This window comes from Roseomonas populi (assembly GCF_024594815.1).
Lineage (GTDB): Bacteria > Pseudomonadota > Alphaproteobacteria > Acetobacterales > Acetobacteraceae > Roseomonas > Roseomonas populi.
On the sequence record NZ_JANJOU010000003.1, the window covers coordinates 224,608 to 250,006 of the forward strand.

General features: G+C 72.5%; 27 protein-coding genes. 18 read left to right on the forward strand and 9 right to left on the reverse strand.

The features are described 5' to 3' along the window. Positions 1–57: 57 nt before the first annotated feature. Together NRP21_RS06310 and NRP21_RS06315 are read right to left on the reverse strand one after the other, a co-directional pair. A complete protein-coding gene (locus NRP21_RS06310) occupies positions 58–498 on the reverse strand; it encodes a PaaI family thioesterase (RefSeq protein WP_257715321.1) in 441 nt (146 codons plus the stop codon). Continuing rightward, positions 495–2,579, reverse strand: a complete 2,085-nt coding sequence (locus NRP21_RS06315) for a 3-hydroxyacyl-CoA dehydrogenase NAD-binding domain-containing protein (protein ID WP_257715322.1) — start codon at positions 2,577–2,579, stop codon at positions 495–497. Before NRP21_RS06315 ends, NRP21_RS06310 begins: the two co-directional genes overlap by 4 nt. Positions 2,580–2,851: 272 nt before the next feature. Between NRP21_RS06315 and NRP21_RS06320 the strand changes: the two genes are divergently transcribed. From NRP21_RS06320 to NRP21_RS06370, 11 genes are all read left to right on the forward strand, one after another. Beyond that, complete coding sequence (locus NRP21_RS06320; RefSeq protein WP_257715323.1) at positions 2,852–3,652, forward strand: DUF2189 domain-containing protein; 801 nt, start codon at positions 2,852–2,854, stop codon at positions 3,650–3,652. Between the two features lie 89 nt (positions 3,653–3,741). Next, the gene (locus NRP21_RS06325; protein ID WP_257715324.1) at positions 3,742–4,527 is read left to right on the forward strand and encodes a heme ABC transporter permease; all 786 of its coding nucleotides are present in this window, start codon (positions 3,742–3,744) and stop codon (positions 4,525–4,527) included. Then, entirely contained in the window at positions 4,524–4,670 is a 147-nt protein-coding gene (locus NRP21_RS06330) for a hypothetical protein (RefSeq protein ID WP_257715325.1), read from the forward strand. The genes NRP21_RS06325 and NRP21_RS06330 overlap by 4 nt, the downstream gene beginning before the upstream one ends. Next, the gene (gene ccmE, locus NRP21_RS06335) at positions 4,667–5,224 is read left to right on the forward strand and encodes a cytochrome c maturation protein CcmE (RefSeq protein WP_257715326.1); all 558 of its coding nucleotides are present in this window, start codon (positions 4,667–4,669) and stop codon (positions 5,222–5,224) included. Before NRP21_RS06330 ends, ccmE begins: the two co-directional genes overlap by 4 nt. Beyond that, positions 5,221–7,185 carry a heme lyase CcmF/NrfE family subunit gene (locus NRP21_RS06340; protein ID WP_257715327.1) on the forward strand — a complete coding sequence of 655 codons (1,965 nt, stop codon included), beginning with the start codon at positions 5,221–5,223 and terminating at the stop codon, positions 7,183–7,185. The genes ccmE and NRP21_RS06340 overlap by 4 nt, the downstream gene beginning before the upstream one ends. Then, a complete protein-coding gene (locus NRP21_RS06345; protein WP_257715328.1) occupies positions 7,182–7,757 on the forward strand; it encodes a DsbE family thiol:disulfide interchange protein in 576 nt (191 codons plus the stop codon). Before NRP21_RS06340 ends, NRP21_RS06345 begins: the two co-directional genes overlap by 4 nt. Next, a complete protein-coding gene (locus NRP21_RS06350) occupies positions 7,754–8,206 on the forward strand; it encodes a cytochrome c-type biogenesis protein (RefSeq protein WP_257715329.1) in 453 nt (150 codons plus the stop codon). Before NRP21_RS06345 ends, NRP21_RS06350 begins: the two co-directional genes overlap by 4 nt. Then, on the forward strand, positions 8,203–8,991 hold the full coding sequence (gene ccmI, locus NRP21_RS06355) for a c-type cytochrome biogenesis protein CcmI (RefSeq protein WP_257715330.1): 789 nt from the start codon (positions 8,203–8,205) through the stop codon (positions 8,989–8,991). Before NRP21_RS06350 ends, ccmI begins: the two co-directional genes overlap by 4 nt. After that, entirely contained in the window at positions 8,988–10,415 is a 1,428-nt protein-coding gene (locus tag NRP21_RS06360; protein WP_257715331.1) for an NAD(P)-binding domain-containing protein, read from the forward strand. The genes ccmI and NRP21_RS06360 overlap by 4 nt, the downstream gene beginning before the upstream one ends. Before the next feature lie 13 nt (positions 10,416–10,428). Then, positions 10,429–10,923: a CMD domain-containing protein gene (locus tag NRP21_RS06365; RefSeq protein ID WP_257715332.1), complete on the forward strand. Its 495-nt coding sequence runs from the start codon at positions 10,429–10,431 to the stop codon at positions 10,921–10,923. Then, positions 10,920–11,486 carry a peroxidase-related enzyme gene (locus NRP21_RS06370; protein ID WP_257715333.1) on the forward strand — a complete coding sequence of 189 codons (567 nt, stop codon included), beginning with the start codon at positions 10,920–10,922 and terminating at the stop codon, positions 11,484–11,486. The genes NRP21_RS06365 and NRP21_RS06370 overlap by 4 nt, the downstream gene beginning before the upstream one ends. 44 nt (positions 11,487–11,530) lie before the next feature. Here NRP21_RS06370 and NRP21_RS06375 read toward each other — a convergent pair whose 3' ends face one another. Together NRP21_RS06375 and NRP21_RS06380 are read right to left on the reverse strand one after the other, a co-directional pair. Further along, positions 11,531–12,229: an SDR family NAD(P)-dependent oxidoreductase gene (locus tag NRP21_RS06375; RefSeq protein WP_257715334.1), complete on the reverse strand. Its 699-nt coding sequence runs from the start codon at positions 12,227–12,229 to the stop codon at positions 11,531–11,533. Between the two features lie 20 nt (positions 12,230–12,249). Beyond that, the gene (locus tag NRP21_RS06380; RefSeq protein WP_257715335.1) at positions 12,250–13,302 is read right to left on the reverse strand and encodes a Bug family tripartite tricarboxylate transporter substrate binding protein; all 1,053 of its coding nucleotides are present in this window, start codon (positions 13,300–13,302) and stop codon (positions 12,250–12,252) included. A gap of 123 nt (positions 13,303–13,425) precedes the next feature. Between NRP21_RS06380 and NRP21_RS06385 the strand changes: the two genes are divergently transcribed. Both NRP21_RS06385 and NRP21_RS06390 read left to right on the forward strand, forming a co-directional pair. Beyond that, complete coding sequence (locus tag NRP21_RS06385) at positions 13,426–14,508, forward strand: NAD/NADP-dependent octopine/nopaline dehydrogenase family protein (RefSeq protein ID WP_257715336.1); 1,083 nt, start codon at positions 13,426–13,428, stop codon at positions 14,506–14,508. A gap of 92 nt (positions 14,509–14,600) precedes the next feature. Next, positions 14,601–14,903 (forward strand): hypothetical protein, encoded by a 303-nt coding sequence (locus tag NRP21_RS06390; protein WP_257715337.1) that lies wholly within the window; start codon positions 14,601–14,603, stop codon positions 14,901–14,903. Between the two features lie 13 nt (positions 14,904–14,916). Here the strand turns inward: NRP21_RS06390 and NRP21_RS06395 are convergent, their stop codons facing one another. The 5 genes from NRP21_RS06395 to NRP21_RS06415 form a co-directional block, all read right to left on the reverse strand. Then, positions 14,917–15,954 carry a Bug family tripartite tricarboxylate transporter substrate binding protein gene (locus tag NRP21_RS06395; protein WP_257715338.1) on the reverse strand — a complete coding sequence of 346 codons (1,038 nt, stop codon included), beginning with the start codon at positions 15,952–15,954 and terminating at the stop codon, positions 14,917–14,919. An 80-nt stretch (positions 15,955–16,034) separates the two neighbouring features. Next, positions 16,035–16,988, reverse strand: a complete 954-nt coding sequence (locus NRP21_RS06400) for an amino acid ABC transporter ATP-binding protein (RefSeq protein WP_257715339.1) — start codon at positions 16,986–16,988, stop codon at positions 16,035–16,037. After that, positions 16,988–17,644: an amino acid ABC transporter permease gene (locus tag NRP21_RS06405; protein ID WP_257715340.1), complete on the reverse strand. Its 657-nt coding sequence runs from the start codon at positions 17,642–17,644 to the stop codon at positions 16,988–16,990. The genes NRP21_RS06400 and NRP21_RS06405 overlap by 1 nt, the downstream gene beginning before the upstream one ends. Then, a complete protein-coding gene (locus NRP21_RS06410; RefSeq protein ID WP_257715341.1) occupies positions 17,641–18,276 on the reverse strand; it encodes an amino acid ABC transporter permease in 636 nt (211 codons plus the stop codon). The genes NRP21_RS06405 and NRP21_RS06410 overlap by 4 nt, the downstream gene beginning before the upstream one ends. Before the next feature lie 18 nt (positions 18,277–18,294). Next, positions 18,295–19,128, reverse strand: coding sequence for a transporter substrate-binding domain-containing protein (locus tag NRP21_RS06415; RefSeq protein ID WP_257715342.1), 834 nt, complete (start codon positions 19,126–19,128; stop codon positions 18,295–18,297). A gap of 183 nt (positions 19,129–19,311) precedes the next feature. On the opposite strand from NRP21_RS06415, the gene NRP21_RS06420 reads away from it, so the two are divergent. The 5 genes from NRP21_RS06420 to hutI are packed head-to-tail and all read left to right on the forward strand — an operon-like array spanning position 19,312 to position 25,392. Then, positions 19,312–20,286, forward strand: a complete 975-nt coding sequence (locus NRP21_RS06420; RefSeq protein WP_257715343.1) for an isopenicillin N synthase family dioxygenase — start codon at positions 19,312–19,314, stop codon at positions 20,284–20,286. Further along, entirely contained in the window at positions 20,286–21,032 is a 747-nt protein-coding gene (locus NRP21_RS06425) for a UTRA domain-containing protein (RefSeq protein WP_257715344.1), read from the forward strand. The genes NRP21_RS06420 and NRP21_RS06425 overlap by 1 nt, the downstream gene beginning before the upstream one ends. A 10-nt stretch (positions 21,033–21,042) precedes the next feature. Continuing rightward, a complete protein-coding gene (hutU, locus tag NRP21_RS06430) occupies positions 21,043–22,713 on the forward strand; it encodes a urocanate hydratase (protein ID WP_257715345.1) in 1,671 nt (556 codons plus the stop codon). Then, on the forward strand, positions 22,713–24,188 hold the full coding sequence (hutH, locus tag NRP21_RS06435; protein WP_257715346.1) for a histidine ammonia-lyase: 1,476 nt from the start codon (positions 22,713–22,715) through the stop codon (positions 24,186–24,188). The genes hutU and hutH overlap by 1 nt, the downstream gene beginning before the upstream one ends. Then, positions 24,181–25,392, forward strand: coding sequence for an imidazolonepropionase (gene hutI, locus NRP21_RS06440; RefSeq protein WP_456300230.1), 1,212 nt, complete (start codon positions 24,181–24,183; stop codon positions 25,390–25,392). The genes hutH and hutI overlap by 8 nt, the downstream gene beginning before the upstream one ends. Positions 25,393–25,399 lie beyond the last annotated feature (7 nt).

Genomic DNA, 25,399 nt, shown 5'->3' on the forward strand with positions numbered 1-25,399 from the left:
CGTTCGGAACCAAGGGGCTTTGCCCTTTGGTTCCCCGGACCGGCCATCAGCCAGGGGTCAGGCCGGATCCCCTTCCCGCCTCGGCCCGGGCCGGGCGGCCAGCACCTTCCAGATCCCGTCGGCGGCCGCCACGAGGCGGTCACCCACGGTGAGTTGCCCGCGCAGGAAGATCACGGATTTCGCAAGTCGCACCACCTCGCCCCGCGCCTCCAGGAACTCCCCGGGATGGGCGGCGGCGACGAAGTGGGTGTTCAGCTGCATCGTCACGGAGGGGCGCTGGCCGGTGGCGTACCAGGCGGTGAGGCCCAGCGTGTTGTCCAGCATCGTCATCAGCAGCCCGCCATGGGTGATGCCGTGGCCGTTGAGGTGATGCGGCTCCACGACCAGCCCGTAGGCCCAGCCATCCCCTTCCGGCCGTGACCAGTAGGGGCCGGTATGGCCGGAAAAGCCCACGGGCGGGCGGCGGGACCAGCCCGCCGCTTCGGGGTTGAAGGTCACGCGGCCGCCTTCTCGTCGAGCGCGGTGAAGCTGCTGCCCTCATGCGCCAGGCGCAGCAGAAGGGCGGCGGGCTCCAGGTTCGTATCGCCGGAGGCGGCGGCGAACTCGCGCAGGCGGGCGACGATCTTCGGCAGGCCGACGCTGTCCGCGTAGAACATCGGGCCGCCCGTCCAGGCCGGCCAGCCATAGCCGTTGAGCCAGACCGTATCGATGTCGCCGGCGCGCGCGGCGATCCCCTCGCCCAGGATCCGCGCGCCCTCGTTGATCATGGGGAAGAGGAGGCGCTGCAGGATTTCCTCCTGCGGGATGGCGCGGCGGGAGATGCCGCGCTCGGCGGAGATGCGCTCGATCAGCGTTGCCACCTCCGGATCGGGCGCGCCGGTGCGGCCGTCGGCGGAGTAGTCGTAGAAGCCGCGCTTGGTCTTCTGGCCGAAGCGGCCCGCCTCGGCCAGGGCATCGGCCACGGGCGCGGTCTTCAGGTTCATGGCCTTGCGGATGCGCCAGGACACGTCGATCCCCGCCAGGTCCGACATGGCGAAGGGGCCCATGCGGAAGCCGAAATCCGTCAGGGCCTTGTCCACGTCCTGCGGCAGCGCGCCTTCGAGCAGCAGGCGCTCGGCCATGGCGGTCCGGCGGGCGAGCATGCGGTTGCCAATGAAGCCGTAGCAGACGCCCGAGACCACCGGCACCTTCGCCAGCTTGCGGCCGATCTCCATGGCGGTGGCCAGGGCGTCCGGCGCCGTCTCCTTCCCCCGCACCACCTCCAGCAGCTTCATCACGTTGGCCGGGGAGAAGAAGTGCATTCCCAGCACGTCGGCGGGGCGGGAGGTAGAGGCGGCGATCTCGTCCACGTCCAGGTAGGAGGTGTTGGTGGCGAGGATGGCGCCGGGCTTGGCGATCTCCTGGAGCTTGCCGAAGATCTCCTTCTTCAGCCCCATCTCCTCGAACACCGCCTCGACCACGAGGTCGGCCCCGGCGGCGGCCTCAAGGCCGACCTTGCCCTCGATCAGGCCCATGCGCTTCGCCTTGGCGTCCTCCGCCAGGCTGCCGCGCTTCACGGAGGTGGCGTAGTTGCCCTCCACCCGCTCCAACCCGCGCTGCAGGTTCTCCTCGGTGGTCTCGATCAGCGTCACGGGGATGCCGGCATTGGCGAAGCACATGGCGATGCCGCCGCCCATGGTGCCCGCGCCGATCACGGCGGCGCGCTGAACCGGGCGGGCCGCGGTGCCCTTGGGCAGGCCGGGGATGCGGGCCGCCGCGCGCTCGGCGAAGAAGACGTGGCGCAACGCGGCGCTGCGCGGATCGTCCCGCAGGCGGGTGAAATGGGCGCGCTCCACCGCCAGCCCCTCCTCGAAGGGCTTGTCGAAGGCGGCGCGGACGGCGTCCACGCAGGCCTCCACGCTCGGGTTGTTCGGGTTGCGCTTCAGGATGGCGGCGGCCGCCTCCTCGAAGGCCTCGCGCGCGCCCAGGTTCGTGCGGTCCTTCGGCACGGCGGGCAGCGCGCCGCCGGCGAGCTTCAGGGCCAGGGTCTTGGCGGCGGCCACCACGTCCTCGGCCACCTCGTCCACCAGCCCGTTCGCCTGGGCCTCCTTGGCGGAGATCGGCTTGCCCTCCGCCATGATCTTCAGCGCGGGGGCGGCGCCGATCAGGCGGGGCAGGCGCTGCGTGCCGCCGGCGCCGGGCAGGATGCCGAGATTCACCTCCGGCAGGCCGAGCTTCGCGGAAGGCGCGGCGACGCGGGCGTGGCAGCCCAGCGCCACCTCCAGCCCGCCGCCCAGCGCCGCGCCGTTGATGGCGGCGACCACGGGCTTGGAGAGGGATTCGAGGGCCGCGATCGTCTCCGGCAGGCTCGGCGGCACGGGCGGCTTGCCGAATTCGGAGATATCGGCGCCGGCGATGAAGGTCTTGCCCTCGGCGGCCAGCACGATGGCGCGCACGGCGGGGTCGGCGGCGGCAGCCTCGGCGGCGCGCTTCAACCCGCCGCGAACGGCGGCGCTCAAGGCATTCACCGGCGGGTTAGCGATGCGGATGAGGGCGATTCCGTCCTCGACGCTGCTGGTGACCGGCTCCTGCTGAGTCATGGACGGCTCTCCTCTTCCCTTCAAACCGTTGTTTTCACGCGAAACTTCCGGTCCGATGCCGGCGAGGAAAGAGCCGCCGCGCCGGGGCGTCAAGCGCGGGCGCGCAGATCGGCCCGGACCGGCGTTCCAACCCCGAAACAACACGCCTGCGTGAGAGGCCTGAGCAGCCCCCCTCCCCGGTGCTAGTTGCCAGAAGTCAGGTCCTTCCAGGGCTGACAAGGCCCGGACGGGACCACCGCGGCGATGGCGTCGCGGTCGGGGAGGATTGTCCTATGGCCGAGAACACGTCGCGCACCATCATGCCGGGGGTACACCCCGCCGCTCTCGCGGAACCCGCCATCCAGCGGATCGACATAACGGACCTGGGGGATTCCCTGGTCCAGGGTTGGCGGGACTTCCTGGAGGTGCCGACCCAGCTCTTCTTCCTCTGCCTCATCTACCCGGTAATGGGGCTCACCCTCGGCTTCGCCGCCTCGGGCAACAACCTGCTGCCGATCCTCTGGCCGCTGGCGGCCGGCTTTGCCCTGGTCGGCCCCGTCGCGGCGCTCGGCCTCTACGAGATGAGCCGCCGGCGCGAGCAGGGGCAGCCGGTCAGCTGGCGGGATGGGCTGCGCGCCTACGGCTCGGCCTCGATCGGGTCCATCCTCGGGGTGGGGGTGGTGCTGCTGGCCCTCTTTGTCGCCTGGATCGCCTGCGCCCTCTGGATCTGGCGCACCACCATAGGCCCGGCCGAGGTCGGCTCCTTCACCGAGCTGTGGCGCGCGCTCCAGACGCCGGAGGGGACCCGGCTGATCCTGGTCGGCAACCTCGTCGGGTTCTGCTTCGCGGTCGTGGCGCTGGCGATCAGCGTCGTCTCCTTCCCGCTCCTGCTGGAACGCGACATCGGGGCGGGGGGAGCGATCCGCACCTCGCTGCGGGCGGTGATGGCCAACCCGGTGCCGATGGCGGCCTGGGGCGCGATCGTGGCCGGGCTGCTCTTCCTCGGCTCCCTGCCCCTCTTCGTCGGGCTGGCGGTGGTGATGCCGGTGCTCGGGCACGCCACCTGGCACCTGTACCGGAAGGTGGTGGCCTGACGAGGGAATGAACGGGGGCGGCGCGATCCGGGCCGGGCTGGGCGTTCCAGCGCGGCCCGGACAGGTCTAGAACGGACCCGATGCGCCCCATGCCGCCCCCTGCGCCCGCGCCGATCCTGCACCGTTTCGCCAATCCCGGCCGCTTCCTGCGGGCGACAAAGCCGCTGATGCCCTGGCTCTGGGGGCTTTCGCTGGCGGTGCTGCTGCCGGCGGCGGGGTGGGCGCTGCTCCTCTCCCCCGCCGATTGGCAGCAGGGGGAGACGGTGCGGATCATGTACGTCCACGTGCCCATGGCCTGGCTGGCAATGTCCGGCTACGCGGGCCTCGCCCTCGCCTCCGTGCTGGCACTGGTGTGGAAGCACCCTCTGGCGGATCTGGCGGCGCGGGAGCTTTCACCGGTGGGGGCGGTCGCCACGGCGCTCTGCCTGGCCACGGGCAGCCTCTGGGGGCGGCCGATGTGGGGCACCTGGTGGGCCTGGGACGCGCGGATGACCTCCGTGCTGGTGCTGTTCTTCCTTTGGGTCGGGCACGCCGCGATCACCCGCGCCTTCGAGGACGAGGAGCGCGGGGCGCGGATGGGCGCCATCCTCGCGCTCGTGGGGGTGGTGAACCTGCCGATCGTGAAGTTCTCCGTGGACTGGTGGAACACGCTGCACCAGCCCGCCAGCGTGGCGCGGATGGCCGGGCCTTCCATGCACGTCTCCATGCTCGGGCCGCTCCTGGCCTGCGCGATCGGCTTCACCCTTCTCTTCACCACGCTGGTGCTGGCGCGGGTCCGGGCAGCGGTGATGGAGCGGCGCGTGGCGGCGTTGGAGCTGGCGCGGGCGCGCGCGGCGGATCGCCCGGCGCCAGGAGATGCGGTGGTGACGGCATGAGCGCGCATCTGTGGAACGTGGCGGCAGCCTGGGCGCTGGCGGCGGTCGGCTTCGGCGGCCTGTCGCTGGGGGCGGTGCTGCGCCACCGGGCAGCGGCGCGGCGGCTGGGCGAATTGGAGCGCGGCCCGAGGGGAACGGCATGAGCGGCGCGACGGCGGTCCGGGGAGGAAAGCCCGGCGGGCTGGGGCTGGCCGCGGCGCGGCGGCGGCGGCGGCTCTGGGTGCTGCTGCTCTGCGGGCTGGGGCTTGGCATGGCGGCGGCGCTGGCGCTGACGGCCTTCCAGGACAACCTCGTCTTCTTCCGCTCCCCCTCCGACATCGCGGCCGGCATGGGCCATGACGGCCGGGCCTTCCGCCTGGGCGGGCTGGTGGAGGCAGGCAGCGTGGTGCGGGACGGCGCGGAGGCGCGCTTCCGCGTGACGGACGGCGCGAACACGATCTCGGTCGCCTATCGCGGCGTGCTGCCCGACCTGTTCCGGGAAGGCCAGGGCGTGGTGACGCTGGGCAAGATGCTGCCGGACGGCTCCTTCGCCGCCTCCGAGGTGCTGGCGCGGCACGACGAGACCTATATGCCGCCCGAGGTGAAGGACGCGCTGGAGCGCAGCGGGCACTGGAACCCCAGCCAGGGCGCGGCGCCGCCGGCGGCGGGGTGGAACACGATGCAGCCGGCCCCGGCCGGAGCCAGGACGGGCGGATGATTCCTGAACTCGGGCATTTCGCCCTGGCGCTCGCGCTGGCGCTGGCGCTCGCCCAATCCGTGCTGCCGCTGGTCGGCGCGCAGCGGGGGGAGGCGCGGCTGATGGCTTCCGGCGCCGGGCTCGCCACGGGCGTACTGGTGGCGGTGGCCGCCGCCTTCGCCGCGCTGCTGTGGTGCTTCGCGGAGAACGACACCACCGTTTCCAACGTCGTGCAGAACAGCCACTCCGCCAAGCCCATGCTCTACAAGCTGGCCGGCGCCTGGGGGAACCACGAGGGCTCCATGGTGCTGTGGGTGCTGATCCTCGCCCTCTGCGGCGGGGCCGTCTCCCTCTTCGGGCGCGGGCTGCCGGGAGCGCTGCGGGCGCGGGTGCTGGCGGTGCTCGGGATGATCGCGGTGGGGTTCCTGGCCTTCATTCTCGCCACCTCCAACCCCTTCACGCGGGTCTGGCCGCCGGCGGTGGATGGGCAGGGGCTGAACCCCGTGCTGCAGGATCCCGGCCTGGCCTTCCACCCTCCCCTTCTCTACCTCGGCTATGTCGGCACGGCCGTGACCTTCGCCTTCGCCATCGCGGCGCTGATCGAGGGGCGGGTGGACGCGGCCTGGGGGCGCTGGGTGCGGCCCTGGGCGCTGGCTTCCTGGTCCTTCCTGACGCTCGGCATCGCGCTGGGATCGTGGTGGGCCTATTACGAGCTGGGCTGGGGCGGGTACTGGTTCTGGGACCCGGTGGAGAACGCCTCCCTCCTGCCCTGGCTGGCCGGCTGCGCGCTGCTGCACTCCGCCATCGTGGTGGAGAAGCGGGAGGCGCTGAAGACCTGGTCGATCTTTCTCGCGATCCTCGCCTTCTCCATGTCGCTGCTCGGCACCTTCCTTGTGCGCTCGGGCGTGCTGAACTCCGTGCACGCCTTCGCCAATGATCCGGAGCGCGGCGTGTTCATCCTGGCGCTGCTGTTCATCACGGTGGGCGGGGCCTTCGCGCTGTTTGCGTGGCGCGCGCCGGCGCTGGTTCCCACCGGGATCTTCGCACCGCTCTCGCGCGAAGGCGCGCTGGTGTTGAACAACCTTCTCCTCTGCACGGTCGCGGCGGTGGTGCTGGCAGGCACGCTGTATCCGATGTTCGCGGACCTGATGCTGAAGGCGAAGATCTCCGTCGGGCCGCCCTTCTACCAGGCCACCGTCTTCCCGCTGGCGCTGCCGCTCATCCTGGCCATGGCGGCGGGGCCGTTGATGGCGTGGAAGCGCGCGCGGGCCTGGCCGGTGCTGCAGCGGCTGTGGTGGGTGGCGGTGATCGCGCTCGGCGTGATCGCGCTGGTCTGGCTGGTGCAGGGCAGGCCCGTTCTGCCCGCGCTGGGCTTCGGCGCGGCGTGCTGGCTCATCCTCGCGGCCTTCGCCGATGTGGCGGAACGCATCGCCCTCCTCTCCCGCCCGCGCGCGGCCTTCGCGCGCGCCCGGGGGCTGCCGCGCGCGGCCTGGGGCGGGGCGTTGGCGCATGCGGGGTTCGGAATCAGCCTGCTCGGCATGGCCGGGATGGGGCTGGCGACAGAGCGTCTGGCGGCGGTGCGGCCGGGGGAGACGATTTCGCTCGGCGGGTATGAGTGGAGGCTGGAGGGCGTGCGCGACGTGGTGGGCCCGAACTTCACCGCGCGCCACGCCACCGTGACGGTGACGCGGAACGGCGCCCCGGTGACGGTGCTGGAGCCGGAGAAGCGCAACTTCCCCCTGGCCCGGCAGAGCACGACGGAGGCCGCCATCCACACCACCTGGGCGTCGGACCTCTACGCCGTGATGGGGGAGGAGGAGGGGGGCCGGGCGACGCTGCGGCTGCACCACAATCCGCTGGCGCCCTGGATCTGGCTCGGCGGCGCGGTCATGGCGCTGGGCGGCGGAATCTCGCTGTCCGACCGCCGCGCGCGCGTGGGCGCGCCGGCTCGGCGCCGTGCGACGGCGGAGGTGCAGGCGTGAGCGGGGCGCAGCGATCCCCCCTGCCCCGCCGCGCCTTGCTCTGGGCACCGCTGGGGCTGGCGGCGGCGGGTGGCGTCGGCTTCTGGGCCATGCTGCGGGGGATGAAGGACGGGTCCTACGACCCGCGCGGCGTACCCTCCGCCCTGATCGGCAAGCCCGCGCCACGCTTGGCGCTGCCGCCGCTGGAGGGCGTGGCGACGCCGGGCTTCGCGCCGGAGGCCCTGGCCTCGGGCAGGCCGGTGCTGGTCAACTTCTGGGCCTCCTGGTGCGTCCCCTGCGTGATCGAGCACCCGCAGCTCATGGCCCTGCAGGCGCGGGGCGTCCGGCTGCTGGGCGTGAACTACAAGGACAAGGCGCCGGAGGCCGGGCGCTTCCTGCAGCGGCACGGCAATCCCTTCTCCGCGCTGGTCGCGGATGCGGAAGGGCGCGCGGGGATTGAGTACGGGCTCTACGGCGTGCCGGAGACCTATCTGGTGGATGGCGGCGGCATCGTGCGCTGGCGCTGGGCCGGGCCGATGACGCCCGACACGGTTTCCGCGGAACTGGACCCGCTGCTGCGGCGGCACGCGTGAGGGCACTTCTCTTCGCGCTGGTGCTGGCGCCGCAACTGGCGCTGGCGGTGGGCCGCCCCTCCGAGATGCTGCCCGACCCGGCGCAGGAAGCGCGCGCCCAGACCATCGGGCGCGAGCTGCGCTGCATGGTCTGCCAGAACCAGTCCATCGAGGACAGCGAGGCCGACCTGGCGCGCGACCTGCGGCGCCTGGTGCGGGAGCGCGTGGCGGCCGGCGAGTCCGACCAGGCCGTGGTGGAACACATCCACGACCGCTACGGCGACTTCGTGCTGCTGCGCCCGCCCTTCAACTGGGTTACCGCGCCGCTCTGGGCGCTGCCGGTGCTGGTGCTGCTCGGCGGCGCGCTGGGCATCATCGTGAACCGGCGCCGCACCGCCGCGCGCGCGGCCCCGGCACCCCTTTCCCCGGAGGAGCGTGCGCGGCTGGCGGCGCTGGAGAGAGAGCCTTGACCTGGATCCTGGCGGGGCTTCTGGCGGCCGCGGCGCTGCTGCCGCTGGCCTGGATCATCCTGCGCCCGGCGCGGGCCCTGGACCGGGCGGCGGCGGACAAGGCGCTGTACCGCGCGCAGATCGCGGAACTGGAACGGGACCGCGCATCGGGCCGGCTGGACGAGGCGGCGCACGCGGCGGCGCTGCTGGAGGTGCAGCGGCGCCTGCTGGCCGTGCCGGAGGCCGCGCCGGCGCGGGCGGGTGGGCGCGGGCCGCTTCTGGCGGGGCTGGTGGCCGTGCCGGTGCTGGCCTTCGCCGTGTACTTCCTGAACGGCTTCCCCGGCATGCCCTCCGCCACCTTCGCGGAGCGGCGGGACGCGGAGGCGCGGGACGAGGCGCTGCTGGCGGAGCTGCGGACGCGGCTGCAATCCATGCCGCCGCGCGCCCCCCAGACGCGCCAGGGCTGGCTGCTGCTGGCCGAGGCCGAGCGGAACCGCGGGCGCCCCGCCGAGGCGGCGGCGGCCTTTGGCGAGGTGCTGAAGATCGGCTTCGATCCCGACCTCGCCTCCCAGCGCGCGCAGGTGATGCTGGAGGCCGGGCAGGTGGAGGAGGCGGCGGCCTTCCTCGCCGATGCCCTGCCCCGCGCGCCCGGCCATGTGGGCCTGCGCTTCCTGGCCGGCCAGGCGGAGGCCCAGGCCGGGCGCCCGGCGGCGGCGCGGGCGGCGTGGCAGGCGTTGCTGGCCACGGCGCCCGATGGCGCACCCTGGAAGGGGATGGTGGAGAGACGGATGCAGTCGCTGCCATGACTGAGACGGGGAGCGGGATGGGCCTGGAGGCACTGGAAGCGCGCCTGCGACAGGACCTGGAATGGCTGGAGCTGCCGGCCAGGCCCTGGGTGCCGGAGACGGTGGCGGATGGCCGCCCGGTGACGGATGTGGTGGTGATCGGGGCCGGCATGGCGGGGCTGGCGGCCTCGGCGGCGCTGCGGCTGGAAGGGATCGACCGCCAGCGCGTGCTGGACCGCGCGGGCCAGGGGCAGGAAGGCCCCTGGGTGACCTATGCCCGGATGGAGACGCTGCGTTCGCCGAAGGGCCTGGCCGGGCCGGCGCTGGGCTTCGGCGCCCTCACCTTCCGCGCCTGGTTCGAGGCGCAGTTCGGTGCGGCCGCGTGGGAGGCGCTGGGCAAGATCCCGCGCGCCCAATGGATGGACTACCTGAACTGGTATCGCCGCGTGATGGCCGTGCCGGTGGAGAACGCCGCCCGCGTCTCGCTGATCCGCCCGCGCCCGGACGGGCTGGTGGCGCTGGAGATGGCGGGCGCGCCGGAGATCCTGTGCCGCCGCCTGGTGCTGGCCACGGGGCGTGACGGGTTAGGCGGGGAATACGTGCCGCCGATGGCCCGGCGGGTGGATCGCCGCTTCTGGGCGCATTCGCGCGAGGAGATCGATTTCGCCGCCCTGCGCGGCAAGCGCGTGGGAGTGGTGGGCGCCGGCGCCTCCGCCATGGACAATGCGGCGACGGCGCTGGAGACGGGCGCGGCCTCGCTGGACCTTTTCGTGCGCCGCCCGGCCCTGCCGCGGGTGAACAAGTTCACGGGCATCGGCAGCCAGGGCGTGGTGCACGGCTTCGCCGGCCTGCCGGACGAGTGGAAGTGGCGCTTCCTGCACTATGTCGGCTCCGCCCAGACGCCGCCTCCGCGCGACAGCACCATGCGCGTCTCCCGCCATCCCCATGCGCGGCTGCACCTCTCCTGCCCCGTCACGGGTCTGCGGGAGATGGACGGCGCGCTGGTGGTGGAGACGCCGCAGGGCGAGTTCACCCTGGACTTCCTGATCCTCGCCACCGGCTTCCACGCGGCGATGGAGACGCGGCCGGAACTGGCGCTCATCGCGCCGCATGTGCGCCTGTGGCGGGACCGCTTCCCGGCGCCGGAGGGGATGGAGAGCGAGGAGCTGTCCCTCTCCCCCGATCTGGCACCGGATTTCTCCTTCCAGGAGAAGGTGGAAGGCGCCTGCCCGGCGCTGCGGAACATCCACGCCTTCAACTACCCGGCCACGCTGAGCCACGGGAAGCTGACGGGCGACATCCCCGCCATCTCCGCCGGGGCGCGGCGGCTGGCGCGGGGAATCGCGCGGTCCCTTTTCGTGGAGGACCGGGAGACTCATTTCGAGCGGCTGGTGGCCTATGAGACGCCCGAGCTGCTGGGCGACGAGTGGCCCGAGCGGCCATGATTGAGGTGACGCCATGGACGATCTGATCGAGGACCTCCTGGGCATCGCGCCCGGATCGCCGCTGGCCGAGTTGCGGCGCAGGCGGCCGGAGGCGCTGCGCCACGCCCAGGGCGCCTACCGGGAGCTGCTGATGCCGGATGACCCCGGCAACGTCTCCCACGCCGAGCGTGCAGCGCTGGCGCTGCGGGTGGCGCTGCGCGAGAACGACGCGGCGCTGGCGAAGCACTTCCGGGGCCTGCTGGAGAAGGCGGGCGCGCAGGAGGCGATCATGCTGGCGGAGGACCTCTCCGCCGCACCGATGGAAGGGCGGCTGGCAGCGCTGCTGCGCTACGCCGACGTGGTGGCGGCCCGCCCGGCGGAGGTCTCGCAGGGCACGATCGATAGCCTCTCCGCGATGGACCTGACGCCGCGCGACATCGTGGCCGTCACGCAGCTCGTCTCCTTCGTGCCGTACCAGGTGCGATTGATCGCGGGGCTCCGCGCCATGCTTGAGGAGAAGACGGCATGAAGCGCTTCACCATGGAGGAGGTGGGCTGGACGCCGCGCATCCCGCCGATCGAGGAGGCGACGGCAACGCCCGCACAGCGCGCGGCGCTGGATGCCTGCCCGCCGGCCCAGCGCAGTTCCGTGTACTTCCGCACCCTGGCGAACGATCCGGGATCGCTGGGCGAGCGCGGGGCGCTGTTCAACACGGTGATGTACGCGCCGCGCGGGCTGCCGCGCGCGGACCGGGAGTTCTCCACCGCCATCGTCTCCATGGCGAATGGCTGCGTCTACTGCACCTCCGTCCACGCGCGGCGCTTCACCGAGCTCTCGAAGCAGCGGGAGGCGATGCAGCGCGTGCTGGACGAAGGTCATCGGGTGGAGACCGACCCGCGCCGCCGCGCCATCGCGGATTTCAGCGAGAGGCTGACGCTGGAGCCGGGCGCGGTGACGGCCGCCGATCTAGCGCCACTGCGCGCCGCGGGGATGGACGACCTGGAGGTGCTGGACCTCATCCACTCCATCGCCATGTTCGCCAACGCGAACCGGCTGATGCAGTCCCTGGGCGAGACGGACGCGGCGGAATAGGCGCCGCCGGAGAGCGGATTGGGTTTCCGGGGCGGAGGCGCCCCCTACCAGGGCAAGGTCTCGCCCCGGTAGTTGAAGTAACGGAGCCCGGACTGGCCGGTGCGGCGGGCGAGCGCGTCCACCACGCCGGGGATGCTCTCCGCGATGGACAGGCTGGCGGCGTCGCCCCCCATGTCGGTGCGGACCCAGCCCGGATCCACCAGCGCCAGGCTGCGCGCATCGGCCAGATGGCGGGCGGCGTAGGAGCGCATCAGCGTGTTCAGCGCCGCCTTGCTGGCGCGGTACACCTCCCACCCGCCCCTGTCGTTCAACGCGACGCTGCCGAGGCTGGAGGACATGGCGGCGATGGTGCCCCCCGGCCGCACCAGCGGGCCCAGCGCCTCGATGACCCGCATCGGGGAGAGGGCGTTCGTCACCATGATGCGGGTGAACTCCTCCGTGGAGATCCGGTCCACGCGGTCTCCCGGGCCATTGGCGACGCCGGCATTGACGAAGAGGAGGTCCAGCCGCGTGCCCGCCAGTCGCTCCTTCAGGGCCTGGAGGGAGGCCGGATCCGTGACCTCCAGCGTCTCCACCCGCAGGCGCCCGCCGGAGGCCCCGGCGGCCTCGTGCAGCCCGGTAGGCCCCGCGCCGCGCACCGTGCCGATCACCTCCCAGCCGCGGGAGAGCCATTCGCGGGCCAATGCCAGCCCGAGGCCGCGCGAGGCGCCGATGACGAGGACGAGGGGCGCTGAACTGCTCATTGCGACTTCCCTGCAGGCCCCTACTCGTTTCGCGCGCCGGATTGGCGCACCAGGGCGGCGTGGCGCCCGATCTCTTCATGCAGGAAGCTCGCCAGCCGCGCCGGGTCGCCGCCGAGCGGCGTCATGCCCTGCTCCTCGAAGCGGGCGCGGGCGGCGGGATCGGACAGGATCTCGTTGGCCACGGCGTTGATCCGGGCCACCAGCGCGGGGTCCGAGCCCTTCGGCAGGAACAGGCCGAACCAGGTACCGAAGACGAGGCCGGGCATGCCCAGCTCCGCCGTGGTGGGCACGTCCGGCAACTGGGGGGAGCGCCGGTCGTCCAGCACGGCGATCGGGGTCACCGCGCCCGCCCGCGCCTGCGGCGCGACGCCGGTGATGAGGTTGAACATGGCCTGGATCCGGCCCGCGAGAAGGTCCGTGACGCCAGCGGCCGGCGCGGCATAGGGCACGTGCACCATCTGCGCTCCGGTGAGCGACTTGTAGAGCTCCCCCGCCAGATGCATCGAGGAGCCGTTGCCCGTGGAGCCGAAGTTGATGGCGTTGGGATGGGCGCGGGCGTAGTCGCCGAATTCCCGCAGGCTGTGGATCGGCAGGTCCTTGTTCACCACCAGAACGTTGGGGACGTTGCCGATCAACACCACGGGCTCGAAATCCCTCTCGGGGTCGAAGGGCAGGTCCTTGTAGAGGGCGGGGCCGGTGGCGAGGGTGCCCGCCCAGGACCAGAGGATGGTGTAGCCATCGGGCGTGGAGCGCGCCCCCGCCAGGGCGCCGATATTCCCGTTGGCGCCGCCGCGATTGTCGATCAGCACGCGCTGGCCGACGCGCTTCTCCATCTCCTGCGCGAAGACGCGGGCCAGCGTGTCCGCCGTGCCGCCGCCACCCGGCGCGGGGACGATGACGCGGACGGGGCGGTTGGGCCAGGGGCCGCTGGGTCCACCACCGGGACCGCCCTCGGCGGCGGAGGGCCCGGCGGTCTGGGCCCGGGCGGCATCGGCGAGGCCCAGCGCGGCAAGACCGGACACGGCGAAACCGGCCGCGGCGGAGAGAAGGGTACGGCGGGGCGTGGGGGTCATCGACGGGGCTCCCGGTGGTCGCGGCCAGCTTAGGGGGGAACGCGCCGGGGGTGGAATGGCAGCACCCTTGCCCTGCGGCCCCGATGGTCGATGATCGAAATGAAATCAGGGGGAGGCGGCGCGATGCGGCTTTGCGTGTTGGGGGCGGGAGCGGTCGGGCCGGCATCCGCGGTGCTGGCGGCCTCGCGCGGGCACGCGGTGTCGCTGTGGTCGCCCTCCGGCGCGGGCACGGCGGGGCTGGGCGACTCGATCGAGGCCGAGGGAGCGATCGAAGGGCACTTCCCGCTGCGCGTGGCGAAGGGCCTGGACGATGCCTTCGGCGATGCCGACGCCGCGCTGCTGGCGGTGCCGGCCTATGCCCTCCCCGCGCTGCTGCCGCAGGTCGCGGCGGCGCTGCCCGCGCGCCTGCCGCTGCTGATCGCGCCCGCCGCCGCGCTCGCCCCGCTGGCGCTGGACGCGATGCTGGCCGCGCGGGGCGCGGCGCCGGACCGCGCGCCGGTGGGGGCGATGGCCACCACGCCGGTCACCGCCCGCCGCTCCTCCAGGGGGCGGGTACGCGTGGCGGCGATCCGCGCGGCGGTGGACGTGGCGGCGGTGCCGGCCCGGAGCGCGGGGGAGATGGGCGCGCTGGCCACCGCCCTGTTCGGCCATGCCAGCCCCCCTGCCCCGCACGCGCTGCAGGCCGGCCTGGCCAACGCCAACCCCATCATCCACGCCGTGCTGGCGCTGACGAACGTGACGCGGATCGAGCGCGGGGAGGCCTGGCCGCAATACGCGCTGATGACGCCCGCCGCCTGCCGGCTGATGGAGGCCCTGGCGGCGGAGCGGGCGGCGCTGGCGGCCGCCTTCGGCGTGGAGGCGCTGGGGCTGGAGGAATCGCTGCACCGGGCGAATGGCGTGCCGATGGGGCCGCTGGCGGAGATGGCGGAGGCCATCGCCATGTCGCGCGGCTCGGTCCTGGGCCCCGCTTCCATGGAGACGCGCTACGTGACGGAGGACGTGCCCTATGGCCTGGCCTTCTATCTCTGGCTGGCGCGCGGCCGCGGCATCCCCATGCCGGCGACGGAGGCGGTGGTGACGGCGCTGGAGGCGCTGTGGGGCCGCGGGCTGCGCGCGAACCCGCTGCTGGAGGGGCTGGACCCCGCGACGCTGGATGGGGCGCTGGCGCAGGGGTACGGGCGGCACGAAGCGGCCCGCCAGGAATAGGCAGCGCCGATCCCGGCCATCGGAACCACCCCGCTGTTTACGGCGCGGCGCCCGGCGCATGGTCTCGCCCAGAAATCCGGAGGGAAGGATAGATGACGACGAAGGCATGGCCGCGCGCGGGCACGCTTTGCGGGGAACAGCCTGAGCGGCGCGCCGCCATGCAGGAGGGGATGGCGCGGCACCTCATCTCGGAGGCCGTGCGGACGGTGCTGGAGGAAGGGCTGCGGCACGCGCCCGATCCCGTGGCCTATCTGCGCCGGGCCGCCGGCGAGGTGCTGCTGGTGATCACGGCCTTCGAGGCGGCCGGCCCGAGCGAAGGGGCGGAGCTGCGCGCCATCGTGGCGGAGGAGATCGTGACGATCTCCCACGCGCTGATGAAGGGGTGCCAGAACTGACGCCCCCTCCGGCTCAGTCCAGCTGGATGTGAAGTGGGGCGGCCACGCGGGTCCAGCGGGCCAGGTCGTCCCCCAGCATCGCACCGAAGGCGGGGCCGTCCGCGCCGTTCGGCGTCACGCCCAGCCCGTCCAGCCGCGCGCGGACCAGGTCGCTCGCCATGGCCCCGCGAAAGGCCTCGGCCAGCCGCGCGACGACCGGGGCGGGCGTGCTCTTCGGGGCGGAAAGGCCGGTCCAGATGCTCGCCTCGAAGTCCTTCACGCCGGCTTCGATGAGGGTGGGCACTTGCGGGATGGCGGGGAAGCGCTCCCGCGAGGTGACGGCGACGACCTTGAACCCCGTGCCGTCGGTCGCGAGCACGGAGGGGACGGAGACGAACATCAGCGCGATCCGGCCGGCGGCGAGGTCGTTGAAGGCCGCCGCGGCGCCGCGATAGGGCACGTGCTCCACGTTCAGCCCTTCCCGCGCCTTGAGGTCCTCCATGATGAGGTGGGTGTTCGTGCCGATGCCCGTGGAGGCATAGGGCAGCGGCTGCGGCGCCTGCCGGGCGCGCCGCATCAGCTCCGCCGCGTCTCCCACGTTCAGCTGCGGCGCGGCGAGCAGCGCCACGGGGCTGTCCACGAGGTGGAGGACGGGGGTGAAGTCCGCGATCGGGTCGTAGGTCAGGCGGCGGCCGATGGCCTTGGCAATGGTGAGCTGGCCGGCGGTGGCGAGAAGGAGGGTCAGCCCGTCCGGCGCGGCGCGGGCCACGACTTCCGCCCCCAGCACGCCGCCGGCGCCGGCGCGGTTCTCCACCACCACGTTCTGCCCGAGGATCGGGGCGGCGGCCTGGGCCAGCAGGCGGCCGAGCACGTCCTGCGACCCGCCCGGGGCGAAGGGAACGATCAGGCGGATGGGGCCGCCCGGCGACCACGCGGCCGGTGACTGGCTGCCCGATGATGGGGTGCCCGGGTTGCCGCTGCCGGGGGTGCCGCCGCCTGGGTTGCCACCGCCTTGGGCCCGCGCGGCCAGGGGCGCGAGGGCGGCGAGGGTGAGAAGGCTGCGTCGCTGCATCCGGTGCGGTCCTGCGGCTGCGCCGGCGGTGGCGCCTGGGCTGCTACGCCGGGGCACGGCGCGGGGTTTCGCGCGGCGCCTCACGCGCCCCGCTTCGGGTCCTTCTGGTTGGGGTCGGGCACGGGGTCCAGCAGGGAGAAGCCGCTGGGCGCCGCAGGCGATGCCGCGGGGAGCCCGAGGAGGGACATGGTGCTGCCCTCCGGCCCGGCCGGCGGGGGCACCGCCTCCGCCGCACCGGGCTGCTGCAGCAGGGCGAAGGTGGTGAGCGGGCCGGGATCCGGCGCGGGGGCCGGTTCGGGATCCGGCGCCCAGGCGACGCGCTGGAGATAGGTGGCGAGGAACCGGCGCAGGCGCGGCTCCTCCGCATCCCGGAACACCGCCTTCGCCGGGCCTTCCACGAGGACTCGCCCATGATCGAGGAAGACGGCGCGGGTGGAGACGGAGGCGACAAAGCCCATCTCATGCGAGACGACGAGCATGGTCATGCCGGTCTCGGCCAGGCCGCGGATCACGTCCAGCACCTCCGTCGTCAGCTCCGGGTCCAGGCTGGCGGTGGGCTCGTCGAAGAGGATGAGGCGGGGCTCCATCGCCAGTGTCCGCGCGATGGCCACGCGCTGCTGCTGGCCGCCGGAGAGCTGGGCGGGGCGGCGATCCGCGAGCTTCAGCAGGCCCACCCGGTCCAGCATGGCGCGGGCGCGCTCCGTCGCCTCCACGCGCGTCATCTTGCGGACGAGGCGGAGCGCCAAGGCCACGTTCTCCCCGGCCGTGAGGTGCGGCCAGAGGTTGAACTGCTGGAACACCATGCCGACGGTGCCGTCGCCCGGGACCGGCGTGCGCCCTTCCACGAGCACGCGGCCGCCCGTGAGGGGATCCAGCCCCGCGATGGCGCGGAGCAGGGAGGACTTGCCAGAGCCGCTGGGGCCGATGAGGCCGACCACCTCGCCCTTGTTCACGGAGAGGTCGATGCCGGCGAGGATCTGCGTGTCGCCGACGCGGCGCTCCAGCTTCTCGGCGACGAGGAAGGGCGTGGTCATCAGGCTGTCCCGAGAGTGGCGCGGGCGATGCCGCGCTCCAGGCGTCGCGCGGCCCAGGCCGTGAGCTCCACCAGCAGCCAGTAGCTGATGGCGAGCGCGGCCATGGTCTGCGCGAAGGCGAAGGTGGCGCTGCCGACGCCCTGCACGGTGAAGGTCAGCTCCGGCACGGTGATGATGGAGAGGATGGCCGTCTCCTTGATGAGGATCACCGCGAGGTTGGCGAGGGCGGGCAGGACGGAGAGCGCCATCTCCGGCAGCAGGATGCGCGTGATGGTCTGGTTCGTCCTCAGGCCGAGCAGGCGCGCCGCCTCCGTGTGGCCGGGGGGAATGGCGCGGAAGCCGGCGCGGAAGACCTCGCTGAAATAGGCGGCGGCGTAGACGGACAGGGCGAGCCAGCCGGCGACGATCGGCGTCAGGTCCAGCCCGATGAAGGGGCCGCCGTAGTAGAGGAGGAAGGCCTGAACGACGAAGGGCACGCCGCGCACCACCTCCACCAGCGTGGCGAGGATTGCGTTGACGGCCCAGCCCCCGAAATGGCGGGCGCAGGCGACGAGCACCCCGGCCAGCAGCCCCGTGGCGATGGAGGCGAGCCAGATGCCGACCGTGAGCGGCAGGCCGCGCGCCACGGCCCAGAGGGTTTCCTGCACGACGCTCATGCGCGCTTCCGGTCCCAGCCGATGGCCATCAGCACGAAGTTGATGACGAGGTAGATGGCGCCGCAGAGCGCGTAGGACTGCAGCGGCATGAAGGTGGAGGAGGCCAGCGCCTGGGAGGTGCGCGTCAGCTCCATGATCCCCACCAGGGAGATGAGGGAGGAGGCCTTCATGATCATGATCGCCTCTCCCACGATGGCCGGGCGCATGGTGCGGGCGGCGATCGGCAGGCGAATCCGGAGGAAGGTCTGCGCCCGCGTCAGGCCGAGGAGGCGCGCGGCCTCCACCGCGCCCGGCGGCACCGTGGCGAGGCCGCCGCGCAGGATCTCCGCCATGTAGGCCGCGCAACAGAGGCCGAGCGTGCCCACGGCGGCGATGATGGCGGGGATGTCGATGCCGGCGAAGGGCAGCGCGTAGTAGGCCAGCAGGAGCTGCACCAGCAGCGGCACGCCGCGGAAGAAGGAGATGTAGAGGGCGGCCGCGCCGCGCAGCCCGCGGCTGCCCGCGGTGGAGGCGGCCGCGATCAGCGCCCCCGCCGCGAAGCCGAGGGCGATGGCCGCGAGGGACACCCACACGGTGGCCACCGCCCCGCGCAGCAGCGGGGGCAGGGCTTCTTCGATGAACGCCCAGTCCAATGATCAGGGCTCCAAGGACTAGAGCGCCGGCTCGATGGGCTTGTCCGGGGTTTCGAAGGCCTGGCCGAACCACTTGGTCTGCATGGCGGCCAAGCGGCCGTCGTTGCGCATCTTCACGATGGCGGCGTCCAGCGCGTCCATCAGCGGGGCGGAATCCGCGTCCTTGCGGCCGATATAGCCGAAGTAGGACTTGGTGCCGAAGGGCGGCTGCACGACGCTGAACACGTTCGGGCGCTGCTTCGCGACATAGGCGATGTTGGGTAGGGAATTCGCCACCGCCGCGATGCGCCCGGCCGCGAGGTCGGCATAGGCCTCGGAGAAGGACTGGTATTCGCGGATGGGCGGGGTGGTGCCCGGCAGGGTCTTCACGAATTCCTGGAACTGGGCGAGCTGTGCGGTGGTGGTGGCGCCACCGAGCTGCTTGCCCGCGATGTCCTGCGGCTTGGTGATGCTGCTGTCGTTCGTGCGCTTCAGCAGGGCCACCGTGGCCTCGGCCACGGGCACGGAGAAGCGGTAGCGCTCCGCGCGCGCCCTGGTGATGGTGGCGGGGCCGCCGACGAGGTCGTAGCGGCCGGCCTCCAGCCCCGGCAGCACGGCGGGCCAGGGCAGATCCTGGAAGGTGATCTTGACGCCGATCTCCTTGCCGAATTCGGTGAAGAGCTCGAGGTTCAGGCCGGTCTGCTTGCCGCCCTCCGTGAAGTCGAAGGGCGCGAAGTGCATCTCGGTGGCCACCACCAGCTCACCGGCCTTCTTCGCCTTCTCCAGGTTGTTGGCTGCGGCGCGGTGCACGAAGGCGGCGGCCAGGCCAGTGCCGATGGCAGCGGCGCCGAGGCCGCGGCGAGTGAAGGTCATCCTGCTTCTCCTGCGATCGCCCGGGGTGCCGGGCCCCGATGACGGGATTTGTGGCGGGGAGTTTTGACCGTGTCGTGACGCTTCCGCCAGCCCAGGTTAACTTGACATGACAGGTCATGGGCGTAAGCATCACCGGGCCGGAGGCGCAGGAAACCCGTGCCCCCAGGCCAGGAGGCGAAGCGCATGGCGGACACGACCTCTCTCCCCGTGATCGATGTTTCCGGTCTGAACGGGGGTTCAGCAAACGCCGTGCCGCAGGTGGCCGCCGCGATCCGCGCGGCCTGCACCGGGCCGGGCTTCTTCTACGTCTCCGGTCACGGCGTGCCGGATGGGGTGATCGCCGATGCGGTCTCGGCCGCGCGGGACTTCTTCCACCTGCCTGCCGAGGTGAAGACAGGGGTGAAGGCCAATGCCCGCCACCGCGGCTGGCACGCCATGGGCGGCGCGCTGATGGAAGGCGCGAAGCACTCCGACCGGAAGGAGTTCTTCTCCATCGGGCTGGAGTTGCCGGAGGACGATCCCGCCGTCCTGGCGGGGGAGGCTCTGCGCGGGCCGAACCAGTGGCCGGATTTCGCCCCGGCGCTGCGCCCGGCGATGAGCGCCTACTACGACGCCATGTTCGGCCTCGGCGGGCGGCTGCTGCGCGCGGTGGCATTGAGTCTGGGGCTGGAGGAAGGGTTCTTCGCCCCGCGCTACCGCAAGCCGTTGCAGCGCACCCAGGCCATCTTCTACCCGCCCCAGTCCGTGGGCGCGGAAGAGGAGATCTACGGCGTGGCGCCGCACACGGATTTCGGCTGCATCACCCTGCTGTGGCAGGACGACAATGGCGGGCTGCAGGTGAAGGAGCGGCAGAGCGGGGCCTGGATCGACGCCCCTCCCCTGCCCGGCACGCTGGTGGTGAATGTGGGCGACCTGCTGGGGCGCTGGAGCAATGACCGCTTCGCCTCCACCCCGCATCGCGTGGTGAACCGCAGCGGGCGGGAGCGCATGTCGATCGCCACCTTCCACGACCCGGATTTCGGCGCGGTGATCGACCCGCGGGAGCTGGGGACGCCGGAGGGCGAGGCGCGCTACGAGCCGATCACGGCGGGGCGGCATATCCTGAACCGCTTCGACCAGGCTTTCGGGTACCGCAAGACGCTCGCGGCCGCTTCCTGATGCCGGATGGCGGCGCGCCGAAGCCGCGCTACGAGGCGGTGAAGGATTTCGTGCGGGACCGCATCGCCTCCGGCGAGTGGGCCGTGCACGCGCGCATTCCCAGCGAGAACGAGTTGGGGCCGATGCTCGGTGTCTCCCGCATCACGGTGAACCGCGCCTTCGCGGAGTTGGCGCGGGAGGGGCGGCTGCGGAAGGTGCCGGGCGTGGGCACCTTCGTGGCCGAGGGAAAGCCGCGCACGGGGCTGAGCAGCATCGAGAGCATTGCGGAGGAGATCCGCGGGCGCGGGATGGAGTGGACCTGCGCGGTGCTGGCGCTCGGCACGGCTTCCATGACCGAGGAGGCGGCCGATGCGCTGGGCCTGCCGCGCGGCGGGCGGGTGCCGGGCTCGATCGTCCTGCACAAGGGCGACGGGCTGCCGATCCAGATGGAGGAGCGCTTCATCCGCCCGGGCTACGCGCCGGGCTACGAGGAGCAGGACTTCTCCGCCCGCACCACCTACGAGTTCCTGCGCGAGGTGGGCGAGGTTGAGGAGATGGAGCAGGCCGTGACGGCGATCCTGCCCGCCTCCTCCATCGCACGGCTGCTGGAGGTGGGGCAGCGCGATCCCTGCCTGGTGATCCGCCGCCGCACCTTCCTCCGTGGCGAGGCCACGACCTTCTCCCGCCTGACCCAGCCCGCCAGCCGCTTCGAGCTCTCCGGCCGATACCGGATGCAGGACGGACCGGGCGGGCATTTTCCGTTCTGAGGATTTCCGCATGAGCGAGAACCCGCGCCTCCGCAACGCGCCCGCGATCCGCGCGCCGCGCGGCCTGGAGCTATCGGCGAAGCACTGGGTGACGGAAGCGCCGCTGCGGATGCTGATGAACAACCTGGACGACGAGGTGGCAGAGAATCCCGGCTCGCTCGTCGTCTATGGCGGCATCGGGCGGGCGGCGCGGGACTGGCGCAGCTACGAGATGATTTGCGACGTGCTGCGGCGGCTGGAGGACACGCAGACCCTGCTGGTGCAGTCCGGCAAGCCGGTGGGCGTGTTCGAGACGCATGCGGACGCGCCGCGCGTGCTGATCGCCAACTCCAACATCGTGCCGGCATGGGCGAACTGGGAGAAGTTCAACGAGCTCGATCGGGCCGGGCTGATGATGTACGGCCAGATGACGGCGGGGTCCTGGATCTACATCGGGTCCCAGGGGATCGTGCAGGGCACCTACGAGACCTTCGCAGAGGCGGGGCGCCAGCATTTCGGCGGTGACCTCTCCGGGCGCTGGATCCTCACCGGGGGCTTGGGCGGCATGGGCGGGGCGCAGCCGCTGGCGGGCGTTTTCGCCGGCGCCAGCGTTCTGGCGGTGGAGTGCCAGCCCAGCAGCATCGAGAAGCGGCTGCAGACCCGGTACCTGGACCACGCGACGGCCGATATCGACAAGGCGTTGGCGATGATCTTCGGCTCCTGCATCGAGAAGAAGCCAATCAGCGTCGGGCTGCTGGGCAATGCGGCGGAAGTCTTCCCGGAGCTGGTGCGGCGCGGCGTGGTGCCGGACATCGTGACGGACCAGACCAGCGCGCATGACCCATCCAACGGCTACCTGCCGGCGGGCTGGACTTTGGCGGAGTGGATGGCGAAGCGGGAGAGCGATCCTGCCGCCGTGGCGGCGGCCGCCAAGCGCAGCATGGTGGCGCATGTGCAGGCGATGCTGGACCTGAAGAAGATGGGGTCCGTCGTCATGGATTACGGCAACAACATCCGACAGATGGCGAAGGACGAGGGGCTGGCGGAAGCCTTCGACTTCCCGGGCTTCGTGCCGGCCTATATCCGTCCGCTGTTCTGCAAGGGGATCGGGCCCTTCCGCTGGGCGGCGCTGTCCGGCGATCCCGAGGACATCCGCAAGACCGACGCGAAGGTGCGGGAGCTGATCGACGATCCGCACCTGCACCGCTGGCTGGACATGGCGCAGCAGCGCATCGCCTTCCAGGGCCTGCCGGCGCGCATCTGCTGGGTGGGGCTGGGCGACCGGCACCGGCTGGGGCTGGCCTTCAACGAGATGGTGGCGCGGGGCGAGATCGGGCCGGTGGTGATCGGGCGCGACCACCTGGATAGCGGGTCCGTTGCCTCGCCGAACCGGGAGACGGAGGCGATGCGGGATGGATCGGACGCCATTTCCGACTGGCCCCTGCTGAACGCGCTGCTGAACACGGCCTCGGGCGCCACCTGGGTTTCGCTGCACCATGGAGGCGGCGTGGGGATGGGGTACTCGCAGCATGCAGGCATGGTGATCGTGGCGGACGGCACGCCGGATGCGGCGCGCCGGCTGAAGCGGGTGCTGTGGAACGATCCGGCGACGGGCGTGATGCGCCACGCGGATGCGGGATACGAGCTGGCGAAGGATTGGGCGCGGGAGAAGGGTCTGGACCTGCCGATGGTGCAGCTCTGATGGCCGCGCTGGCAGAACTGCGCGCGGTGATGGCGGGCGGGGCACTGGCCCTGCCCGAGGGCTGGCGGGAGGCGGTGCGGACCAGCCATTCGGCGTTGGCGGCGCGGCTGGAAGCCGGCGAGGTGATGTACGGCGTGAACACCGGCTTCGGGAAGTTGGCGGGCACGCGCATCCCGCCGGACGCGCTGGTGCAGCTCCAGCTGAACCTGATCCGCAGCCACGCTTCCGGCGTGGGGGAGCCCCTGCCGCGTCCGGTGGTGCGGCTGGTGCTGGCGCTGAAGGCGCTGTCCCTCTCCCGCGGAGCTTCCGCGGTGCGGGAGGAGACGGTGGAGGCGCTGCTGCGGCTGCTGGAGGCCGATGTGTTGCCGGTGATCCCGGCGCGCGGCTCCGTGGGCGCTTCGGGCGACCTGGCGCCATTGGCGCACATGTCCCTCGTGCTGATCGGCGAGGGCGAGGCCTTCGTCGGAGGGCAGCGCGTGAGCGGGGCGGAGGCGCTGGCGCATGTGGGCGTGCGCCCGCTGCCGCTGGGACCGAAGGAAGGGCTGGCGTTGCTAAACGGCACGCAGGTTTCCACGGCGATCGCGTTGGTGGCTCTGTTCCGGGCGCGGGACCTGTTCACCACCGCGCTGGTGGCGGGGGCGATGAGCACGGAGGGGGTGCGCGGCTCCGACACGCCCTTCGATCCGCGCATCCACGAGCTGCGCGGGCAGCCCGGGCAGATCCGGGCAGCGGCTGCGCTGCGCGGGCTGATGGCGGGCAGCGCCATCCGGGAAAGCCACCGAGAGAACGACCCGCGCGTGCAGGACCCCTACTCCATCCGCTGCCAGCCGCAGGTGATGGGGGCGTGCCTGGACGCGCTGGACCACGCCGCCTCCGTGCTGGAGCGGGAGGCGAACGCCGTGACGGACAACCCGCTGGTGACGGCGGAGGGCGAGGTGCTGTCCGGCGGGAACTTCCACGCGGAGCCGGTGGCCTTCGCGGCGGACCATATCGCGCTGGCGCTGGCGGAGATCGGGGCCTTGTCGGAGCGGCGCATGGCGCTGCTGACCGACCCGGCCCTGTCGGGGCTACCGGCCTTCCTGGTGCGGGAGGGCGGGTTGAATTCCGGCTTCATGATCGCGCAGGTGACGGCGGCGGCGCTGGCGAGCGAGCAGAAGGCGCTGGCGCATCCCCGCAGCGTGGACAGCCTGCCGACCTCCGCGAACCAGGAGGACCATGTGAGCATGGCCACCGGTGCGGCGCTGCGGCTGGTGCCGATGGCCGACAACCTGCGGGACATTCTGGCGATCGAGTTGCTGGCGGCCGCGCAGGCGGTGGAGTTCCACCGCCCCCTGCGGTCCTCGGAGCCGCTGGAGGATGCGCACGCGGCGGTGCGCGGCGTCGCGGCGGCCTGGGACAAGGACCGCTTCATGGCGCCCGACATCGCGGCGGTGGCGGGCTTGATCGATGCCGGGCGGTTCACGGGCCGTGGGTGACTTCGACCGCATCTGGGTGAATGCCAATCTCTGCACCATGGCAGATGGGACCATGGCAGATGGGCTGGGCGTGGTGCGGGATGGGGCGGTGGCCTCGAAGGGCGGGCGCATCTCCTGGGTGGGGCCCCGCGAGGCGCTGCCCGACACCGAGGCGGCGGTGACGGATTGCGAGGGGGCCTGGATCCTTCCGGGCCTGGTGGATTGCCACACCCATCTCGTCTTTGGCGGGAACCGCGCGGGGGAGTTCCAGCGGCGGCTGGCGGGCGCGACCTACGAGGAGATCGCCCGCGAGGGCGGCGGCATCCTCTCCACCGTGCGCGCCACGCGGGCGGCGGAGGAGGAGGCGCTGGTGGCGGCCGCCCTGCCCCGGCTAGACGGGCTGCTGGCCGAGGGCGTGACCACGGTGGAGGTGAAGTCCGGCTACGGGCTGGAGTTCGAGGCGGAGCGGCGGATGCTGCGCGCGGCCCGGGCGCTGGGGCGGGCGCGGAAGGTGTCGGTCGCCACCTCCTTCCTCGGCGCGCACGCAGTGCCGCCGGAATACAAGGGCCGCCAGGGCGACTACGCGGCGCTGGTGGCCGGCATGATCGCGCCCCTGGCCGCCGAAGGGCTGGTGGATGCGGTGGATGCCTTCTGCGAGCGCATCGCCTTCACGCCGGAGGAGACGGAGGCCGTTTTCGCGGCCGCGCGGGCGCAAGGGCTGCCGGTGAAGCTGCATGCGGACCAGTTGAGCGACCTGGGCGGGGCGGCGCTGGCAGCGCGGTTCGGGGCGCTCTCCGCGGATCATCTGGAGCATGCGTCGGCGGAGGGGCTGGCGGCCATGGCGGCGGCGGGGACGGTGGCGGTGCTGCTGCCCGGCGCCACCTACTTCATCCGGGAGGAGCGGCACCCGGATATCGCGGCCATGCGGTCGGCGGGCACGCGCATGGCGATCGCGACGGATATGAACCCCGGCTCCTCCCCAGCCCGGTCCCTGCTGCTGATGCTGAACATGGCCTGCACCCTCTACCGGATGACGGTGGAGGAGGCGCTGCTGGGCGTGACGCGCCACGCGGCGGCGGCGCTGGGCATGGCGGATCGCGGCGCGCTGGCGCCGGGGCTGCGCTGCGATCTGGCGCTGTACCGGATCGGGGCGCCGGAGGAGCTGTGCTACTGGATCGGCGGCAATCCCTGCGCCGGGCGCGTGGTGGCAGGGGAGGATGCCTGACGGCGGC

Coding starts and splice junctions, on each gene's coding strand:
- NRP21_RS06315 (WP_257715322.1), bottom strand. CDS start 2,579: ATGACTCAGCAGGAGCCGGTCACCAGCAGCGTCGAGGACGGAATCGCC.
- NRP21_RS06320 (WP_257715323.1), top strand. CDS start 2,852: ATGGCCGAGAACACGTCGCGCACCATCATGCCGGGGGTACACCCCGCC.
- NRP21_RS06325 (WP_257715324.1), top strand. CDS start 3,742: ATGCCGCCCCCTGCGCCCGCGCCGATCCTGCACCGTTTCGCCAATCCC.
- NRP21_RS06330 (WP_257715325.1), top strand. CDS start 4,524: ATGAGCGCGCATCTGTGGAACGTGGCGGCAGCCTGGGCGCTGGCGGCG.
- ccmE (WP_257715326.1), top strand. CDS start 4,667: ATGAGCGGCGCGACGGCGGTCCGGGGAGGAAAGCCCGGCGGGCTGGGG.
- NRP21_RS06340 (WP_257715327.1), top strand. CDS start 5,221: ATGATTCCTGAACTCGGGCATTTCGCCCTGGCGCTCGCGCTGGCGCTG.
- NRP21_RS06360 (WP_257715331.1), top strand. CDS start 8,988: ATGACTGAGACGGGGAGCGGGATGGGCCTGGAGGCACTGGAAGCGCGC.
- NRP21_RS06365 (WP_257715332.1), top strand. CDS start 10,429: ATGGACGATCTGATCGAGGACCTCCTGGGCATCGCGCCCGGATCGCCG.
- NRP21_RS06370 (WP_257715333.1), top strand. CDS start 10,920: ATGAAGCGCTTCACCATGGAGGAGGTGGGCTGGACGCCGCGCATCCCG.
- NRP21_RS06375 (WP_257715334.1), bottom strand. CDS start 12,229: ATGAGCAGTTCAGCGCCCCTCGTCCTCGTCATCGGCGCCTCGCGCGGC.
- NRP21_RS06380 (WP_257715335.1), bottom strand. CDS start 13,302: ATGACCCCCACGCCCCGCCGTACCCTTCTCTCCGCCGCGGCCGGTTTC.
- NRP21_RS06385 (WP_257715336.1), top strand. CDS start 13,426: ATGCGGCTTTGCGTGTTGGGGGCGGGAGCGGTCGGGCCGGCATCCGCG.
- NRP21_RS06390 (WP_257715337.1), top strand. CDS start 14,601: ATGACGACGAAGGCATGGCCGCGCGCGGGCACGCTTTGCGGGGAACAG.
- NRP21_RS06395 (WP_257715338.1), bottom strand. CDS start 15,954: ATGCAGCGACGCAGCCTTCTCACCCTCGCCGCCCTCGCGCCCCTGGCC.
- NRP21_RS06400 (WP_257715339.1), bottom strand. CDS start 16,988: ATGACCACGCCCTTCCTCGTCGCCGAGAAGCTGGAGCGCCGCGTCGGC.
- NRP21_RS06405 (WP_257715340.1), bottom strand. CDS start 17,644: ATGAGCGTCGTGCAGGAAACCCTCTGGGCCGTGGCGCGCGGCCTGCCG.
- NRP21_RS06415 (WP_257715342.1), bottom strand. CDS start 19,128: ATGACCTTCACTCGCCGCGGCCTCGGCGCCGCTGCCATCGGCACTGGC.
- NRP21_RS06420 (WP_257715343.1), top strand. CDS start 19,312: ATGGCGGACACGACCTCTCTCCCCGTGATCGATGTTTCCGGTCTGAAC.
- NRP21_RS06425 (WP_257715344.1), top strand. CDS start 20,286: ATGCCGGATGGCGGCGCGCCGAAGCCGCGCTACGAGGCGGTGAAGGAT.
- hutU (WP_257715345.1), top strand. CDS start 21,043: ATGAGCGAGAACCCGCGCCTCCGCAACGCGCCCGCGATCCGCGCGCCG.
- hutH (WP_257715346.1), top strand. CDS start 22,713: ATGGCCGCGCTGGCAGAACTGCGCGCGGTGATGGCGGGCGGGGCACTG.